Annotated in this window: 15 protein-coding genes, 1 tRNA gene and 1 other RNA gene; 7 read left to right on the plus strand and 10 right to left on the minus strand. The window is 68.2% G+C overall.

Annotated elements, in window-relative coordinates; translation table 11 throughout:
- Positions 1-3: 3 nt before the first annotated feature.
- The 5 genes from rseP to truA all read right to left on the minus strand — a co-directional run bounded on the left by rseP (position 4) and on the right by truA (position 5,016).
- Positions 4-1,335, minus strand: a complete 1,332-nt coding sequence (rseP, locus tag VEW47_00940; protein ID HYS03735.1) for an RIP metalloprotease RseP — start codon at positions 1,333-1,335, stop codon at positions 4-6.
- Entirely contained in the window at positions 1,332-2,510 is a 1,179-nt protein-coding gene (locus tag VEW47_00945) for a 1-deoxy-D-xylulose-5-phosphate reductoisomerase (GenBank protein ID HYS03736.1), read from the minus strand. Before VEW47_00945 ends, rseP begins: the two co-directional genes overlap by 4 nt.
- Positions 2,510-3,325 (minus strand): phosphatidate cytidylyltransferase, encoded by an 816-nt coding sequence (locus VEW47_00950; GenBank protein HYS03737.1) that lies wholly within the window; start codon positions 3,323-3,325, stop codon positions 2,510-2,512. Before VEW47_00950 ends, VEW47_00945 begins: the two co-directional genes overlap by 1 nt.
- Before the next feature lie 33 nt (positions 3,326-3,358).
- Positions 3,359-4,168, minus strand: coding sequence for an isoprenyl transferase (locus VEW47_00955; protein ID HYS03738.1), 810 nt, complete (start codon positions 4,166-4,168; stop codon positions 3,359-3,361).
- Between the two features lie 101 nt (positions 4,169-4,269).
- On the minus strand, positions 4,270-5,016 hold the full coding sequence (truA, locus tag VEW47_00960; protein HYS03739.1) for a tRNA pseudouridine(38-40) synthase TruA: 747 nt from the start codon (positions 5,014-5,016) through the stop codon (positions 4,270-4,272).
- A 132-nt stretch (positions 5,017-5,148) separates the two neighbouring features.
- Between truA and VEW47_00965 the strand changes: the two genes are divergently transcribed.
- Positions 5,149-6,627: a GWxTD domain-containing protein gene (locus tag VEW47_00965; GenBank protein ID HYS03740.1), complete on the plus strand. Its 1,479-nt coding sequence runs from the start codon at positions 5,149-5,151 to the stop codon at positions 6,625-6,627.
- Here the strand turns inward: VEW47_00965 and VEW47_00970 are convergent.
- From VEW47_00970 to rnpB, 3 genes are all read right to left on the minus strand, one after another.
- The gene (locus tag VEW47_00970) at positions 6,614-7,525 is read right to left on the minus strand and encodes an LD-carboxypeptidase (protein ID HYS03741.1); all 912 of its coding nucleotides are present in this window, start codon (positions 7,523-7,525) and stop codon (positions 6,614-6,616) included. The genes VEW47_00965 and VEW47_00970 overlap by 14 nt on opposite strands.
- The gene (locus VEW47_00975; protein HYS03742.1) at positions 7,522-8,724 is read right to left on the minus strand and encodes a M20 family metallopeptidase; all 1,203 of its coding nucleotides are present in this window, start codon (positions 8,722-8,724) and stop codon (positions 7,522-7,524) included. Before VEW47_00975 ends, VEW47_00970 begins: the two co-directional genes overlap by 4 nt.
- 52 nt (positions 8,725-8,776) lie before the next feature.
- Positions 8,777-9,213, minus strand: an RNA gene (gene rnpB / locus VEW47_00980) — RNase P RNA component class A.
- A gap of 83 nt (positions 9,214-9,296) precedes the next feature.
- On the opposite strand from rnpB, the gene dnaB reads away from it, so the two are divergent.
- From dnaB to VEW47_01005, 5 genes are all read left to right on the plus strand, one after another.
- Positions 9,297-10,640: a replicative DNA helicase gene (dnaB, locus tag VEW47_00985; protein HYS03743.1), complete on the plus strand. Its 1,344-nt coding sequence runs from the start codon at positions 9,297-9,299 to the stop codon at positions 10,638-10,640.
- Positions 10,640-11,803 carry an alanine racemase gene (gene alr / locus VEW47_00990; protein HYS03744.1) on the plus strand — a complete coding sequence of 388 codons (1,164 nt, stop codon included), beginning with the start codon at positions 10,640-10,642 and terminating at the stop codon, positions 11,801-11,803. Before dnaB ends, alr begins: the two co-directional genes overlap by 1 nt.
- A 107-nt stretch (positions 11,804-11,910) precedes the next feature.
- The gene (locus VEW47_00995; GenBank protein ID HYS03745.1) at positions 11,911-12,942 is read left to right on the plus strand and encodes a PIN domain-containing protein; all 1,032 of its coding nucleotides are present in this window, start codon (positions 11,911-11,913) and stop codon (positions 12,940-12,942) included.
- The gene (locus tag VEW47_01000) at positions 12,939-13,964 is read left to right on the plus strand and encodes a hypothetical protein (protein HYS03746.1); all 1,026 of its coding nucleotides are present in this window, start codon (positions 12,939-12,941) and stop codon (positions 13,962-13,964) included. The genes VEW47_00995 and VEW47_01000 overlap by 4 nt, the downstream gene beginning before the upstream one ends.
- Positions 13,961-15,649, plus strand: coding sequence for a formate--tetrahydrofolate ligase (locus VEW47_01005; GenBank protein HYS03747.1), 1,689 nt, complete (start codon positions 13,961-13,963; stop codon positions 15,647-15,649). Before VEW47_01000 ends, VEW47_01005 begins: the two co-directional genes overlap by 4 nt.
- Positions 15,650-15,677: 28 nt before the next feature.
- On the opposite strand, the gene VEW47_01010 is transcribed toward VEW47_01005, so the two are convergent.
- Complete coding sequence (locus VEW47_01010; protein HYS03748.1) at positions 15,678-16,472, minus strand: hypothetical protein; 795 nt, start codon at positions 16,470-16,472, stop codon at positions 15,678-15,680.
- 271 nt (positions 16,473-16,743) lie between these two features.
- Positions 16,744-17,760, minus strand: a complete 1,017-nt coding sequence (gene aroF, locus VEW47_01015; GenBank protein HYS03749.1) for a 3-deoxy-7-phosphoheptulonate synthase — start codon at positions 17,758-17,760, stop codon at positions 16,744-16,746.
- Positions 17,761-17,928: 168 nt separating this feature from the next.
- On the opposite strand from aroF, the gene VEW47_01020 reads away from it, so the two are divergent.
- Positions 17,929-18,003, plus strand: a tRNA-Val gene (locus tag VEW47_01020).
- Positions 18,004-18,050 lie beyond the last annotated feature (47 nt).

The raw sequence follows: 18,050 nt of genomic DNA on the forward strand, positions 1-18,050 counted from the left end.
CCTTCAGCGCGGGAACAGCTTGCTGATGTCGAGGTAGATGACGGTGGCCATGAACAGGAGGAGGAGAACGAGCCCGGCCTGCATGACGCGCTCCTTGAGCTGGACCGAGAGGTCGCGCCTGATCGTCCCCTCGATCAGAAGCGTGAACACGTGTCCGCCGTCCAGGGGAGGGATCGGGAACAGATTGATGATCCCGAGCTGCAGGCTCACGAACGCGATGAATTCGAGGAAATGGGTCAGACCCTCCTGGGCGGACACGCCGGACGCGAGATAGAGGCCGATCGGCCCCGAGAAGGAGCGCAGCGACAGCTCTCCCAGGAACAGCTTCTTGAGCGTCAGGAACATCAGCGAGGCGCCGTCGAGGTTCCGGCGCAGCGCGCCGCCCAGGGCGTCGAACAGGCCATACGTCCGGGTAATCGTGGGGACCGACGGGAGGAACCCGATGACCCCCTTGCCGTTGTCGCGCACCGGGGTGATGACCTTCTCGATCCTCTGGCCGCCGCGCTCGATGACGAAATGGAGCGGCTTGCCGGGGGAGCCCTGGATGGTCTTGATCACCTTCGAAATGGTCGTCATCGGCTCACCGTCGATCGAAACGATCCGGTCGCCGTTGCGCAGATCGGCCTTCTCGGCCGGTCGTCCGGGCTGGGGCTCGCTGACCAGGACATCCGTGGCGGGGGCTATCGGAGGGATGCCGATGCTGTTGCGCGTGTCGGCCTTGATCGTCAGCTGCACCGTCAGCCTCTGGCCCGCGCGTTCGAGCACGACCTCCTTGGTCTGTCCGGGGCTCAGGAGGATGGCCCACTCGAGATCCTTCCAGGTCGCCACGGACTGCCCCCCGAAACTGAGGATCCGGTCGCCCGGCTGAATGCCGGCCTGGACCGCCGGGGAGTCCGGATCGACCTCGCCGACCAGCGGGGGCTGGTACGGATAGATCGGCTCCTGGATGCCCATCAGGAGAATCGCCACCGTCAGGACGTAAGCCGTGATCAGGTTGAACACCGCGCCCATGACGAACACGAGAAACCGCTGAAAGCGCGAGCGGGACATGAGGTCGCCGGGATCGTGCGGCCCGCCGCTCTCGTCGGGGGTCTCCCCCTTCAGCTTCACATAGCCGCCCAGCGGCACCCAGGACACGCGGTAGTCGGTCCCGCCGCGGGTCCAGCCGAAGATGCGCGGACCGAACCCGATCGAAAAGACCTCCACCGTGACGCCGAGCCACTTGGCGACGACGTAGTGCCCGAACTCGTGGAACAGGACCACGACCCCCAGGACGACCACGAACGGCAGCGCGAACTGCCAGATCCAGCTGATGTGCTCAAAGATGAAGCTCAACGCGCACCTCCCCGCAAAAGGATTTCCTCGGCGACGCCTCGCGCCCAGGCGTCGGCTTGAAGAACGGTCGAGAGCGAAGTGACGGGCGACGGGCGATGACGCTCGAGGACCTCTCCGACCAGCCGCGAAATGCCCGGGAACGACAGCCGGCCGGACAGGAAATTCTGGACCGCGATTTCGTTGGCGGCGTTCAGGACGGACGGAGCCGTCCCGCCGGCGCGCAAGGCGCCGTAGGCGAGATCGAGACTCGGGAATCGCCGCCCGTCGACCGGAAAGAATTCCAGCGGAGGACGCTCCGCCAGGTCGGGCGCCTTCACCGGTCCCTGGAAGCGCTCCGGGTAGCCGAGCGCGTACTGGATCGGCCCCCGCATGTCGGGCAGACCGACCTGGCAGAGGACGGAGCCGTCCACCATCTCGACCAGCGAGTGCACCAGGCCCTGCGGGTGGAGCACGACCCCGACCCTCTCGGCCGCGAGGTCGAACAGCCAGCGCGCCTCGATCACCTCGAGCCCCTTGTTCATGAGCGTGGCGCTGTCGATGCTGATCTTCTTCCCCATGGCCCACACCGGATGACGCAGCGCCTGCTCGGGGGTCACGCGCGGCAGGTCCTCCAGGGGGGTGGTGCGAAACGGACCTCCGGAGGCCGTCAGGACCACCCGTGCCACGTCCTCCGGGCGCGCGCCGCGCAGGCACTGGTGCACCGCCGAGTGCTCGCTGTCCACGGGGAGGAGCACGGCGCCCGTCTCGCGGGCGACCGCCTGCAGGAGCTCCCCGGCCATCACCAGGCTCTCCTTGTTGGCCAGCGCCACCGTCTTGCCGGCCTTGAGCGCCGCGTGCGTCGCCGGCAGGCCGGCGGCCCCCACCACGGCAGCCACGACGATGTCGGCCGCCGGGAAGACCGCGGCCGCAAGCAGGCCCTCCTGCCCCGTCAGGATCTCGCAGCGCGCCTGCCGTGCCGCGTCCTCGAGCAACCCGGCGCTCCCGGCGTCGGCGATCGCCGCCAGGCGCGGACGGTGCGTCTCGATCTGCCGGGCGAGCAGCCCGGCGTTACGGCCGGCCGCGAGCGCGACGACCTCGAAGCGCTCCGGGAGGGAGGAGATCAGGTCGAGCGTCTGCACCCCGACCGAGCCGGTCGACCCCAGCACGGCCACCGCGCGGCGCGCGTTCCCGGCCATCAGTGTGCCCTCATCGCAAAGAGGTAATAGTAGTAGAGGACCGGACCGGCGTACAGGAGGGAATCGACACGATCCAGGATTCCCCCATGGCCGGGGACGAGCGAGGCGCTGTCCTTCATCCCCGCCCCGCGCTTGAGCATGGATTCGACGAGGTCCCCCAGAAGCCCGATGGTCCCGAGCGCCAGGCCCAGCACGACGCAGTCCAGGACGCTCAGTCGCCTGTAGAACCAGACGCTGGCCACGAAGGCCGCGAGGAGCGCTCCCATCACGCCGCCCACAGCTCCTTCCACCGTCTTCTTGGGACTGACCCGAGGCGCCAGAGGTCGGCGGCCGAAGGTCGTTCCGATGTAGTAGGCGGCTGTGTCGCTGGTCCACACCACGAAGAACAGCAGCAGGACCAGGTCGGAGCCGGCCTCGTCCCCCTTGGGCGGATCGTGGACGGTTCTCAGGTCAATCAGGTAGCCGAACAGCACGCCGGTGAACAGCGCGATGAAGAGCGTGGTGCCGATATCGGCGAGCGCCGGTCCCCACTCCCCGCCGCGCCAGAGAGAGGCGATCGGCAGGACGATCAGCGCGAAGGCCAGGGCGTAGCGGATATCGAACCCGGTGAATGCGAACGATGCGATCACCAGGAGGGTCACGAGCGTCCCGAGGAGACGATGGCAGCGCTGGCCGCTCGCCGAGGCGAGACGGAACAGCTCGCGCAAGGCGAGGAGCGCCGCCACGGCGACCAGGATCTCGTACGTCTCCGGGCGGAACTTCACGATGACCCAGAACACAGGAAGAAAGACGGCGGCGGAGAGGACGCGTTTCATCGGGGATCCGGGGCGGCTTTCACTCGGGCCGGCTCAGACGCCGGCCTTGCCGGGCGACAGGCTGATCGCCTCGGGCTCGGCGCCCACGACCCGGCCGTAGCGCCGCTCGCGCTTCTGATAGTCCACGATGGCCTGCAGAAGCTCTCGCTTGCGGAAGTCGGGCCACAGGGTCTCGGTCACCCAGATCTCGGCGTAGGCGATCTGCCACAGCAGGAAGTTGCTGATGCGCAGCTCTCCCGAAGTGCGGATGAGGAGGTCCGGGTCGGGCTGGCCGGCGGTATAAAGGTAGCGCGAGAACGCGGCCTCGTCGACCGCCGCTGCCGGGGCGCCGGCCACGCGGCGGTCGGCCAGGATCCGGTTGACCGCATCCACGATTTCGGCCCTGCCGCCGTAGGACAGGGCGATGTTGAACAGCAGCCCCGTGTTCTCCCGCGTCGCCAGCATCCCTTCCTGGAGCTCCTTCTGGATCGCCGGGCCGAGCTCGTCCATCCGCCCGATGACGTTGAAGGCGATGTTGTTGCTCTGCAACGTGTCGATTTCCTTCTTCAGATATTCGCGCAGGAGACCCATCAACGTGTCGATCTCGCGCCGCGGCCGCTTCCAGTTCTCGACGGAGAACGCGTAGAGCGTCAGCACCTGGCAGCCCAGGCGCGCCGAGGTCTCGACCACGTCGCGCACGGCCGCGATGCCGGCCCGGTGGCCGGCGACGCGCGGCAGGCTCCGCATCCGGGCCCATCGCCCGTTCCCGTCCATGATGATGGCGATGTGACGCGGCAGACGCGCGAAATCGATCTGCGCGAGGAGCTGCTCCTCGGGCGATCCTTTCGTGATGAGTCCTGCCAAGTCTCGTGCCGGATGGGACATGGAGGGGGTCGTCGCTCCCACGCGGAGTGCGCTCGAATCGTAACACACGCTCGACTGAGGGAGCAAGGAATGCCGCCGGCTCACGTTCTCTCCTCGTAGAGGACCCTCTCGAGGCAGAGTCCGCGCGCCGGGGCGACCGGCCCCGCGCGCCCGCGGTCCCTGGCCGCAAGGATCTGTGGAACGGCGCCTGCGTCCAGCTGTCCCCGTCCGGCGAGGAGCAGGGTGCCGGCGAGGGTGCGCACCATGTGACGCAGGAACCCGTTTCCCACGACGCGGTAATGCACTTCCGGACCGTGCTCCGTGACTTCCGACAGCGTCAGGGTGCGGACCTTGTCCTCGATCTCGGATTTCGCGGGACAGAACGAGGTGAAGTCGTGCGTCCCCACGAAGTGCGCGGCGGCCCTGCGCATCGCCTCGACATCGAGCCGCCCCCGCACGTGCGCGACGAAGGGGGCGTCGAAGGGAGACACGACCTCCGCCCGCGAGACCCGGTAGAGATACTCCTTGCCGCGCGCGTCGGCCCGCGCGTGGAAGGACTCCGGCACTTCCTCGACGCGAATCACGGCGATGTCCACGGGGAGCCGGGCGTTCAATCCGCGCCGCAGTCCCTCCACCGGGATGCGCCCGCCGGTCACGAAATTGCCTACCTGGCCGCGGGCGTGCACGCCGGCGTCGGTGCGGCCCGCCCCGGCTATTCGCACAGGCTCCTGCAGCATCCGGCCGATGCGCTCCTCGAGGATCCCCTGCACCGTCGGACATCCCGGCTGGACCTGCCAGCCGGCGAAGCGCGTGCCGACGTACGACACGACGATCTTGAGGTTACGCACGTCCGGCCACCCGCACCCGGCGCATTATAGCCGCCCTCCGCTCCGGACCCCGGACCGTTTGACCGCCCCGAAGACGGCCGGTATAATCTCGCACCTCCCGGGAAGCAGGATCGAGACACTCACGAGGTGATGATGACGATCTTCCGCCGTTTCGAGACCCTGTTCCTGCTGCTCGCCGCCGTCCTTGTGCTTGCCGCCGGCCCCCCCGACTACAAGACGCCGGGGAAGGACTGGGCGAAGGGCCCGGTGAAGTGGATCATGACCGAGGACGAGGAGAAGGAGTGGAAGAAGCTGCGCACCGACGATGAGCGCGCCGCCTTCGTGAAGGCGTTCTGGGACAAGCGCGATCCCACGCCGGGGACGCCGGAAAACGAATATCAGGCGGTTTTCTGGAAAAAGGTCGAGGAGGCGGACAAGAGATTCAAATCGATCACCGGCCCGGGCTGCCTCACGGACATGGGACGCACCTACCTCCTGCTGGGATCCCCCACCAAGGCGGACAAGGACACGCGCGGTCGGAACATCTGGACCTACGACCCGAACGAAGTCACCGGGATCAAGGCGCACCTCGATCTGATGTTCGCGGGCGGCGGGGCGGCGCCGCTCCTCCTGGACCGCAAGAAGCTCGAGGAGTATGTCGCGACCCACCCCGAGACGCGCGGTATCGGCTGGAAAATCCCCGCGGCGCAGACGGCGGAGGCCCTGCCGGACGTCCCGACCGCGACGACCCGGAAGCCGGAGGAGGACCTGACGCCCGAGAGCAAGCGGCAGATCCCGATCCTCCAGGATCTCCTCGCCAAGGGGGGCGGCCGGACCGACGTGCCGTTCCAGATCGGCATCGACTCGTACGCCGCCGCGGACGGCACGACGCTGAGCGTCATCACCATCGAGACCCCGCGCGAGGCGGCCCACGGGAGCGGCGACGCAGCCCTGCACCCGTTCGCACGCATCGAGCCGGCGGGCGAGGGAAAGCCGGTCAACCTCACCGGCGACCTCCCCTTCGTCCCGTCGTCCCCCGGCGAGGCGCCGCCGGCGTCCTTCGTCTACCAGGCGCGTCACAATCTGGCGCCGGGCAGCTACCGGCTCGCCGTCGTGGTCGAGGACAAGGTCGTCCCCGGGCAGATGGGAACGCTGGTCAAGACGATCGACGTGCCGGATTTCCGAGAGAAGGACCTGCGCATGAGCAGCGTGGCGCTGCTCGCCGGATTCAAGCACCTCGATCCCGGCCAGGACCCCGACGAGAAGTCGCACGCAGGACCCTACGTCCTGGGGTCGTTCCGTCTCGTGCCCCGCGCCTCAGCCGTCCTGACGAAGAACGAAGCGGTGACCTTCTACTACCAGGTCTATAACCCCGCGAGCGATCCGGCCGCCGGCCACCCCAGCCTGGAATCGATCGTCACGTTCTTCCTGAAGGACGGAGCCGGCTGGAAGCGCTACCGGCCGCCGGTGGTCCGCCCGCTCGCCGGCCAGGTCGATCTCTATTCGATCGACCTGAAGGATCTCCTGGCGCCGAACCAGCCGCTGCCGGTCGACTTCAAGATGGAGATGAAGCTCCTGGACAAGATCGGCGGGAAGGAGCTGGACCGCGATGTCTTCTTCACGGTCCGCTGACGGCGAGACGGAGTGACGCGGTATCGAGCCTCACTGTTCGTCCGAGGGGTAGCGTGGTCTTACCGGCGCAGTGACCCGCCGGGAAGTCGATGACCACCGGGAATCGCGTGCCCTCGAGGTGCCTGTCCAGGATGTCGCGCAGCGGCATGTCGTTTTCAGGATCCTGGGCCGCGCAATCGACCAGGCGGCCGACCACCATCCCGCGCAGGTTCTTCAACCGTCCGGACAGCCGGAGGTGGCCTAGCATCCGATCGATCCGGTACGGCTCCTCGTGGACCTCCTCCCAGAACAGGATCGCGCCGTCCAGCGGCGGCTCGTAGGGCGTCCCCACCAGGCCGACCAGGAGCGACAGGCAGCCTCCGACGAGAGTCCCCTCCCCGTCGCCGCCCGCGTGGATCGACGATGCCGGGAGCGGCCAGGACAGGTCGCTCCCGCCCCCCGACAGGGCCTTCCAGAGAAACGCCTCGTCGAACAGGGCGGGGTCTCCCAGCTCGGAGACCAAAGGCCCGTGCCAGGTGGCCAGTCGCGCCGTTCTCAGGACCGCCGCGTGCAGGATCGTGATGTCGCTGTATCCGATCAACGCCTTCGGGTGCCGCCGCAGGGGATCCAGATCCAGCCCGGCGACGAGGCGGGCGCTGCCGTACCCGCCGCGCGCGCACCAGATGCCCCTGATCGTCGGGTCCTCCACGAAGGCGGCGAGATCCTCGAGTCTCTCGCGATCGGTCCCAGCCAGGTAGGCCTTGCGCCGATGCAGGTTCCTCCCGAGGACCGGCAGGAATCCGCGCGCCTCGAGGTAGGACAGGCCGCGCCCGAGCGCCTCCGCCCGGATCGGCCCGCCCGGAGCGGCGACACCGATCCGGTCGCCCGGTTGCAGGGGCGGCGGCAGGAGCGGCTTCAACGCTTCCTCCGCCGGACGCTCCGGAGGAAGATCTGGAACTCGTGCCGGGCCCGCCGCAGCGTGTCGTGATCCGCCATCACCACGAATCCGACCCTCGCCAGGGCCCGCATCGCCACGCGCAGACCGGAGCGGCCGCGTGGTCCGCCCGCGAGCCGCGCGAAACCGCGCGAGTGCAGCGGGACCGAGCGCGGCGCGATGGCGACGTAGGGATGGATCGAGGGCACGACCTGGCTGACGTTGCCCATGTCGAGCGAGCCCATCTTCTTGCGCGGGGCATCGACGGTCCTCCGGCCCAGCCTCCGCAGCTCCCTCTTGAAGAGGTCGGCCAGCACCCGGTTGGTGATCATCTCCGCGTAGGGGTGGTCGAGCGACTGGATCGAATAGCGGGCGCCCGTGAGCCGCGCCGCGTCGCTCACCGCGCCGCGGAAACGCTCCTCCACCCGCGCCAGGGTGGCCAGGTCCCGCGCCCGCAGGGTGAACCGGCCCACGGCCCGGTCCGGAACGATGTTGGCCCGTTTCCCGCCCTCGATGATCACGCCCGGCATGCGCACCTCGCGCGGCAGGCGGTGCCGCAGCCGGTGCACTTCAATGAACAGACGGATCAGGGCGTCGAGGGCGTTGATCCCCTTCTCGGGCGACGAGACGGCGTGCGACGAGCGTCCATGGAACGTCACCTGGAGAGAATGGCAGGCGAGCGAGGTGGTGTAGACGCGGTTCTCCGTCGAAGGATGAAACATGAGGGCGCAGTCGACGCCGCGGAACACCCCCTTCTCGGTCATCAGCACCTTGCCGCCGATGGTCTCTTCCGCGGGCGTGCCGACCACGAGGATCTCGCCCGGCGATCCCGAGAGGGCGCGCGCCAGCGCCGCGCCCGCGCCCGCGGCCGCGGCGCCGATGAGATTGTGACCGCAGGCGTGTCCGAGCCCCGGCAGCGCATCGTACTCCGCCAGGAATGCGACCCGCGGTCCGCCGCGCCCCAGCCTCCGGCGCGCCAGAAACGCCGTCGGCAGCCCGGCGACTCCGCGGCGCACCGTGAAGCCCTCGCGCTCGAGGAAGCGCGCCACCAGACGGGACGATTCGAATTCTTCCAGGCTGAGCTCGGCGCGACGGTGCAGCGACCGGCTGAGCGCCTCCACCGAAGGACGCAGGCGGGCGACCGCGCGATCGAGCCGGGCTCTCAGCGGGTCAGACGCGGGCATGGCGGACTCTCACCTGGGAAAAACGGTACGTGCGCCTGCCGCTTCGAGATTGGGCCGGAGTGATTCGTAAGCCGAATCCTGTTGCCGCCGTTTTCGGCGGCCGATGGTCATTCCTCTACCCGCGCGGTCACCCGCGCGGGCGGCGTCCCGGACCCGCGAGACCTGCGACATCTGCGGTCCCCGGCCCGGGGGCCAAGCGACCTACCCGGGAGCTTGCGGGCGGGCCACCCGTGAGCGCTCCCCTATTTGGCCTTGCTCCTTGCGGGGTTTGCCGAGCCGCCCCGGTCACCCGGGGCGCTGGTGGGCTCTTACCCCACCGTTTCACCCTTACCGCGACGGAAGGACTGGCCTCCCGTCCCGGCGGTCTGTTTTCTGTGGCACTTTCCTTCCCGTCACCGGGACTGGGCGTTACCCAGCGCAATGCCCTGTGGAGTTCGGACTTTCCTCTCCCCGGGGTTTCCCCCGGGCAGCGACCATCCGAACCACTCCGACCCGCCGTGATCTTAACAAAGCCGCGGATCGCCGCGCAACAACGCGTGCTACGATACAGCCCCGCGCGGTTCGGAGACCGGATGCCCGGCGACATCACTCTCGAGAAAGACATTCCCTGCAGCGTCGAGGCCGAGCGCTCCGTCCTCGGCGCCATCCTCATCGAAAACACCGCCATCAACCGCGCCCAGGAGATCCTCAAGGAGGAGGATTTCTACCGGGAGCCGCACCGGAAGATCTTCAAGGTGATGTCCGATCTCTCGGAGAAGACGACCGCGATCGATCCGGTCACCGTCAAGGAGGAGCTGTCGCGTGCCGGCGTCCTGGAGGCGGTGGGCGGTCCGGCCTATATCGCGTCCCTTCTGGACGGGGTGCCGCGCTCGGCGAACGTGGAGTACTACGCCCGGATCGTCAAGGAGAAGTCGATCCTGCGCAATCTCATCGTGGCGGGCGGCCGGATCGTCTCGACCGCTTACGAAGCCAGCCAGGATCCCGACGACATCCTCGATCAGTCGGAGCGCATGATCTTCCAGATCGCCCAGGACCGGCTGCGCGAAGGGTTCGTCCCGATGAAGACGATCGCCGACCAGAGCCTGAAGGCGATCGAGGAGCTCGCCGAGAGGCGCGAGCTGATCACCGGTCTCGCCACCGGGTACCGGCTGCTGGACGAGTACACCTCCGGCCTGCAGGCGGCCGATCTGATCGTGCTGGCGGCCCGTCCCGGCATGGGCAAGACTTCGTTCGCCCTCAACATCGCTCAGCACGTCGGGCTGCGTGAAGGGAAGCGCGTCGGCATCTTCTCGCTGGAGATGACGCGCGAGCAGCTCTTTCTGCGGATGCTGACCGGCCTGGCCAGGGTCGACAGCCACCGCCTGCGCACCGGACGACTGACCAAGGAGGAATGGAAGCAGCTCACCCGGGCGTTCGGCGAGCTGGCCGGGGCCCGCGCGTTCATCGACGACAAGGCCGGGATCTCCGTTCTCGAGATGCGCGCGCAGAGCCGTCGACTGAAGATGGAGCAGGGGCTCGATCTGGTGGTCATCGACTACATGCAGCTCATCCGGAGCCGGGGACGCTTCGAGAACCGGCAGCAGGAGATGGCGGAGATCTCCCGCTCGCTGAAGGAGCTCGCCAAGGAGCTCAACGTGCCGGTCATCGCCGTCTCGCAGCTGTCGCGCGCCCCCGAGCAGCGCGGCGAGAAAGGCCGGCCGCAGCTCTCGGACCTGCGCGAATCGGGGGCGATCGAGCAGGACGCCGACGTCGTCCTCCTCCTGTACCGCGAGGAGATGTACAAGCCGACGGAGGAAAACCGCGGCATCGCCACGGTGATCATCGCCAAGCAGAGGAACGGTCCGACGGCCGAGTTCGACATGGCGTTCATCCGCGAGTACACGCGCTTCGAGGATCTGGAGCGTCAGCCCGGGTGATGGCGAGCCTCGACGCGCACCGGCCCACCTGGGCGGAGATCGACCTCGGCATCCTGGCGGCCAACCTCGGGGCGGTGCGCCGGCGCGTCGGCGGCCGGCCCGTCCTGGCCGTGGTCAAGGCCGACGCGTACGGGCACGGCGCCGTCGAGGTGGCGCGCGCCCTGCAGGAGGACGGAGTCGAACGGTTCGGTGTGGCGATCCCCGAAGAAGGGATCGAGCTGCGCCGGGCGGGGATCCGATCTCCGATCCTGGTGCTGGGCGGGTTCGCCCCGGCGCAGGCCGACCTCCTGCTGCAGCACGACCTGATCCCGGCAATCTACCGGCGCGACCAGGTGGAATCGCTGTCGTCGACGGCGGCTCGGCGGGGAGTGGTCGCGGCGGCGCATCTGAAAATTGACAGCGGGATGGGCCGTCTCGGTGTTCCCGCCGGGGACGTCCCGGCGTTCCTGGACATCCTCGGCAAGGCCTCCTCGATCCGGCTGACGGGGGCCTTCTCCCACTTCGCCGTGGCCGACGACCCCGCCGACCCGTTCACCCGCGAGCAGACCCGCCTGTTCCAGGAGGCGACCGCGGCCATCTGGGCCGCGGGGCTGAGGGCGGACGAGATCCACCTCGCCAACAGCGCCGCCATCATGGACCATCCCCCGGCCTGGATGACTCTCGTCCGTCCGGGCCTGATCCTTTACGGGTATCCCCCGTCGTCCCGGATGACGCCGCTTCCGGTCCGCCCGGTCCTGGCTCTCAGGACCCGCATCATCTATATAAAGGATATCCGCCCGGGGACCACCCTGGGTTACGGGCGCACGTATAAGGCGCTCCGCCCCACCCGGGTGGCCTCTCTGGCGCTCGGCTACGACGACGGGCTTCCGCGCCTGGTGTCCAACCGCGGCCACGTCCTGGTTCGCGGCCGTCGGGCCCCCATCGTCGGTCGAGTCAGCATGGACCTGACGACCGTCGATGTGACGGACGTCCCCGCGGCCGCGCTGGGAGACGAGGTCACGGTGATCGGCGCCTCCGGAGAGGAGACGCTCGGCGCCGACCAGATCGCCGAGTGGGCCGAGACGATCTCCTGGGAGGTTCTGTGCGGGATCGGCTCCCGTGTGCCACGTCTCTACGTCCGCGGAACCGAGCGGCGGATCGTCTCACGATTCGGAGAACTCTAGGAGCCTGTTCTAGTCTGGGCCGCGCCGAGACGCTATCATGATCCTGATGTCATAATGTCATAGGTCCGTCTGAACGGCCCGTTCCGGGCCGCAACGAGGTGAACGCTGTGGGAACATACGTGCTCCGGACGCTTCTCGTCGTCCTGTCCATCATCCTGGGCGCCCAGATCCGGCCCATCACGCTCGAACCGCTCGACCTGACCGGTCTCGCCATCGGCGTCGTGTGCGCCGGGCTCATCCTCGGTCTCGAATACGTGCTGCGCGGTCTCGAGATGAACGCCCTTCTCGGCGGTCTCGCCGGTCTCCTGGTCGGGGGCGCGGCGGCCGGCGTCGTGGTGGCGCTCCTGCCCCTCGACATGTTCTCCTTCGCGCCGGCGATCGCCATCCAGGGGTTCATCGTCCTGCTGTTCGGATACACCGGAATGGCGATCGGCGCCGTGCGCGGCGAACGCTTCTCGCTCTCGAGCCTTCGCGCGGCCTGGTCCGAGGGCGGGCAGAGTCAGAACTTCAAGATCCTCGACACGAGCGTGATCATCGACGGGCGCATCGCCGACGTCTGCGAGACCGGATTCCTCGACGGGACGCTGATCGTTCCGCAGTTCGTGCTGCGCGAGCTGCAGTACATCGCCGATTCGCAGGATTCCCTGAAGAGGAACCGAGGGCGCAAGGGACTGGACATCCTGCAACGCATCAAGAAGGGCCCCGACATCAAGGTCGTGATCTCCGAGGCCGAGTTCCCCGAGATCAAGGACGTCGACATGAAGCTCATCGAGCTGGCCAAGCAGCTCGGGGGCAAGATCATCACCAACGACTTCAATCTCAACAAGGTGGCCGAGCTGCGGGGCGTCCAGGTCCTCAACATCAACTCACTCGCCAACTCCCTCAAGCCGGTCGTGCTCCCGGGCGAGTCGATGAAGGTGTTCATCCTGAAGGAGGGCAAGGAGGCCAATCAGGGGGTCGGGTACCTGGACGACGGCACCATGGTCGTGGTCGACAACGCCAAGCGGCACTTAGGCCGCAACATCGACATCACCGTGACGTCCGTCCTCCAGACCACGGCCGGCAAGATGTTCTTCGGCAAGTCCGACACGGCCGAGGAGGCCACCCCCATCGATCGGCCGCGCAGGACAGGCGCTTGAAGCGGTCGCTGTCCCTTCTCCTGCTCGCCACGGCAGCGGCGGGCGCGCCGCTTCTCGCCGCCGACACGACGGCGCCCGCGCACGCCTACCTCGTCCTGCCTTTCGAGAACACGGCGGAGGACCGATCCCTCGACTGGCTGTCCACCGGCCTGGCCCATGCGCTGGAGGAATACATGCTGGGTTTCGGCCAGCAGGTGATGGACGACGAGGAGCGCTCGGTCCTCCTCGAGGGGAGCGGCATCCCGTCCGGAGCGCCCCTCGCCCTGGCAAGCGCCCTGGAGCTCGGACGCAAGACTCTGCAGCGACCGGGCGGCCCGCGATCCGACCGCCTGGTCCTCGGGCGCTTCAACCTGGACAAAGGGGACATCACGGTCGCCGCCCGGGTCATCGACATCAAGCAGGAGAAGGCCCGGCCCTGGGTGCAGCGCACCGGGCGTCTCAAGGACCTCCTGGAGGTGAACCGCAACCTGGCGGTGGCGCTGGCGCGTGATGAGAAGATCGCCCTGCCGGACAGCCGCTCGGATCTCCTCCGCCAGCAGTCGGAGGACGCGCCGCTCCTGGCGTTCGAGACCTACTGCCGCGCCATGGCCGAGAGCGATTCGAAGAAGCGGCTGCAGCTCCTGCGCAAGGCCCTGCAGCAGTATCCGGGCTATCCGAAGGCGGCGTATCAGGCCGGCTCGCTCCTGACTCGCGAGGAGCGCTGGGAGGACGCGGCGGCGGTCCTGGGAAAGGCGTCGTCCGACCCCTTTCCCTACGAGTCCGACTTTCACCTGCTCAACGCCCTCGTCGCGTTGCGTCGCAAGGACCCGCAGGGGGCGATGTCCGAGGCGCGCCACGCACTGTCGATCGCCGACACCGCGCGCGGCCACCTGCTGCTGGGCCGGGCCCTGCAGGCCACGGGCGACCGTGCCGCGGCGCTGGCCGAGCTGGAGAAGGCCAAGACCGCCGATCCCACCGATGCCGAGATCGACGATCTGCGCCGGGCCCTCAACGAGGGGAAGAGCGAACGGAGGACCCCGTGAGCCTGTCCGATCTCGAGATCGCCCGCCGGGCGAAACTCGTGCGCATCGAATCCCTCGGGGAGTCGCTCGGCCTCCTGCCCGACGAGCTGGAGCCGTACGGCCGCTACAAGGCGAAGATCTCGCTGCAGGCGATCGAACGCCTGAAGGACCGGCCGCCGGGCCGCTATGTCTGCGTGACGGGGATCAACCCCACGCCCCTGGGCGAGGGGAAGACCGTGGTCACGATCGGGCTGGCCCAGGCGCTCCGGAAGCTCGGGAAGCGCGCCCTCTCGACCCTGCGCCAGCCGTCCATGGGCCCGGTGTTCGGCATCAAGGGGGGCGCCACCGGCGGCGGGTATTCCCAGGTCGTGCCCATGGAAGAGATCAACCTGCACTTCACCGGCGACTTCCACGCGGTCGCCGCGGCGCACAACCTGCTGGCGGCCCTCATCGACAACCACCTGCACCACGGCAACCGACTCGGTCTCGATCCGGAACGAATCCTGTGGCGCCGGAGCCTCGACCTGAACGACCGGGCGCTGCGCCGCGTCCGCGTCGCGCTCGGAGGCGGGTCGAACGGCGTCGAGCGGGAGAGCGGCTACGACATCACGGCCGCCTCCGAGGTGATGGCAATCCTGTCCCTGTCCCGCAGTCCGCGCGATCTCAAGGAGCGGCTCGGACGGATCCTCGTGGGGGTGGACCGCGAAGGACGCGGGGTCGTGGCCTCGGCGCTTTCGGCCCAGGGGGCGATGGCGGCGATCCTGAAGGACGCGATCAAGCCGAACCTGGTGCAGAACCTCGAGGGCGGAGCCGCGCTGATCCATTGCGGTCCGTTCGCCAACGTGGCGCACGGCAATAATTCCATCCTGGCGGATCTTCTGGCGCTGAAGCTGGCCGATTACGTGGTCACCGAGAGCGGCTTCGGGTCGGAGATGGGGGCCGAGAAGCTGTTCGACATCAAGTGCCCCGTCGCCGGCCTGGTCCCTTCGGCGGCCGTCATCGTCTGCTCCGTGCGCGCCTTGAAGCTGCACGGCGGCATTGCGATCACCGGCAGGGACACGTCGGCCCTCAGGAGGCCGGACCCCGCCGCGGTCGGGCGCGGGTGCGAGAACCTGCGCAAGCACATCGAGAACGTGCGCACCTTCGGCCTGCCGGCCGTGGTCGCCGTGAACCGTTTCGACGGCGATACGCAGGCGGAGATCGACGAAGTGATCGGCAGGGCGGGCGCCGCCGGCGCGACCGCGACGGTCGCCGCCGACGTGTGGGCGCGCGGCGGCGAGGGAGGTCTCGAGCTCGCCCGGGCGGTCGTGCGCGCCGCCGAGTCCGGCGCCCAGTTCCGGAGCCTGTATTCCCCCGACCTGTCGATCGAGGAAAAAATCGAGACCATCGCCCGGACGATCTATGGAGCCGCGGGCGTGACCTACACCGACAAGGCCAGGGAGAGGATCGAGTTCTGCCGGCGCCAGGGGCTCGGACGCCTGCCGATCTGCATGGCGAAGACCCCCCTGTCCCTGTCGCACGACCCTGCCCTCAAGGGGCGTCCGGAGGGGTTCGTCCTGCCGGTGACCGACATCCGCGCCGCCGCGGGCGCCGGGTACGTCTATCCGCTGGTGGGGAGCATCATGACGATGCCCGGCCTGCCTTCGGTACCGGCGGCCGAGCATTTCGACCTCGACGACGAGGGACGGATCAGCGGGCTGTCATGAGGGCGTGGCGGCCGGACGGCGAATCGTCTCAGCCCCTTCGTCCCTTCGTGTAACGCGCCACGACGAAGGCGTCGTAGGTGCTGAGCAGCCAGGACAGCGCCGTCACGAAAAGGATCCCCATCCCGACCTTGATGGCCTTGTCCAGGATGAGTCTCTGCGGCTCGATGTCGACCAGGATGCGGAACAGCGGCGACATCATGTACATCGTCATCAGATAGCCCTGAAGCAGGAACGAGAACAGGAAGAAGACCGCCTTGCCGAGCTGGCCGTTGAGCAGCTGCCCCCATCCGGGAACGCACAGCGACGCGAGCCCCGAGACGAACGGCTGGTGCAGTCCGTCGAATCGCCCGCCACGGCTCTCGGCCCCGCGGTACGCCTGCGCCACGTTGTAGATCAGGAAAAAGATGACGCAGAAGTCGATCGACGAAGCGTAGAGCATCAGCTCCCACTCGCTCACGAAGAACAGGTGCGCGAAGGTCCTGATCCGATCCCAGGTCATGTACATGAAATAGTGGAACGCCAGGATGAGCACCTCGCTCAGGAAGAACAGCGCCGCGAGCCTGCCGTCGCCGTTGTAGAGCTGGCCCAGTCCGCAGATGAACAGGGACAGGGTGGACGCGGCGGCGGGGCTCCGTCGCCCCCGGCCACGAGTCGCGGCCGGTCTGTCGACCACCGTCTCCCCGGCCTCGGCCTGTCGCTCGGCCGCCCTGGCAGCCTTGGTCGCGGGGACGGCGCGCGGTCCACCGCCCTTCCCCTTGCCCTTGTCGGAGGGCTTGAGGATGTCGTCCTCCGTGATCACGAAGACCTCGTCCTGGTTGATCATCTCCCGCCCTCCATCACCGACCGGAACGATGTCCTGCCCGTATCCAAGTTGCTCCCTCCGGCCGACGCGCGCAACCTCGGTGAGAAGAGCAAGGGGCGTACCAGAACGTGTCCAATCCAGCGAATCGGGCTAAACCCCGCTCCTCGCAAGGCTTCGCAGCGGGGGCCGGGGCGCTGGAGCGAAAGACGGTCGCCCTCGCAGGCTGCTATGCGGCAAAAATGGTAAGGGGGATCACGGAACGGTAACCAACGCCGACGGGTCCCGCGAAGATCTAATCGTGTGTGCGGCCCAGGAGACCGGCCAGGGCGCGGAGGTCGTGCACCAGGCTGGCGAACTCCTCCGGGAGGATGGCCTGCGGACCGTCGGAGAGGGCCCGGGCCGGATCGTTGTGGACTTCGATCATGACGCCGTCGGCCCCGGCGGCGATCGCGGCCCGGGCCAGGGGGGCGACCTTGTCCCGCCGGCCGGTGCCATGGCTCGGATCGACCAGGATCGGCAGGTGGCTGAGGTGCTTGACGGCCGGAACGATCGCCAGGTCCAGCGTATTGCGTGTGTGATCGGCGAAGGTCCGCACGCCGCGCTCGCAGAGGAACACCTGGTAGTTCCCTTCCGACACGACATACTCCGCGGCCATGAGGAACTCGTCGAGAGTCGCCGACATGCCCCGTTTCAGGAACACCGGGATCTTCGATTTGCCGGCGCGCTTCAGCAGGGAGAAGTTCTGCATGTTGCGCGCTCCTATCTGGACCGCGTCGGCGTGCTCTTCCACCATCGCCAGAGATTCCTCGTCGACCGCTTCGCTGACGATCGGCAGGCCGGTCTCCTCCCGCGCACGCGCCAGGATTCGCAGCCCCTCGAGCCCGAGCCCCTGGAAGGAGTACGGCGACGTGCGCGGCTTGAAGGCCCCGCCCCGCAGCAGATCGGCGCCGGCCTCGCGCACCTTGTGCGCGATGGCCAGCGTCTGGGCCTCCGACTCCACGGCACAGGGGCCGGCGATGATCGTCAGACGCGGCCCACCGACCGGTCGTCCCCCCACCTGGATGACGCTGTCGGCCGTCTTCACCTCGCGGCTCACCAGCTTGTACGGCTTGGTGACCCGGATCGCCTGCTGCACCCCCGGCAGGATCTCGAACTCCGCCGGATCGAGGGGCCCGTGGTTGCCGGTGATGCCGATGGCCGTGCGCTCGGCCCCGGGGATCGGGTGCGGCCGCAGGCCCAGGGCGAGGATCCTGTCCGTGACCGCCCTGATCTGCTCTTCGCTCGCGCCTTTCTCCATCACGATGAGCACGTTCGCCGATTCTCCCGGAACTCCCGGATGATACGCCTCGGGGCCCTTCTCCGCAACGGGAAGTTGCCTGTTCGGTTGACAATAGCGCGGATCGCCCCGTATACTCTCGCGTTCGCAAGGCAAAGCCATGAGGCGCTTGAAGCGGCGCCAGTCCGGGCTTTCAAGTGAAGGCGCGTAGCTCAGGGGGAGAGCGCTACCTTGACACGGTAGAAGTCAGCGGTTCAAATCCGCTCGCGCCTACCACTCCCGCCTTTCACTGCACATGACCCCGGCCCGGGCGAAACCAGGGA

The sequence above is a fragment of the Candidatus Dormiibacterota bacterium genome, assembly GCA_035635555.1.
Classification (GTDB): Bacteria; Acidobacteriota; Polarisedimenticolia; order Gp22-AA2; family Gp22-AA2; genus Gp22-AA3.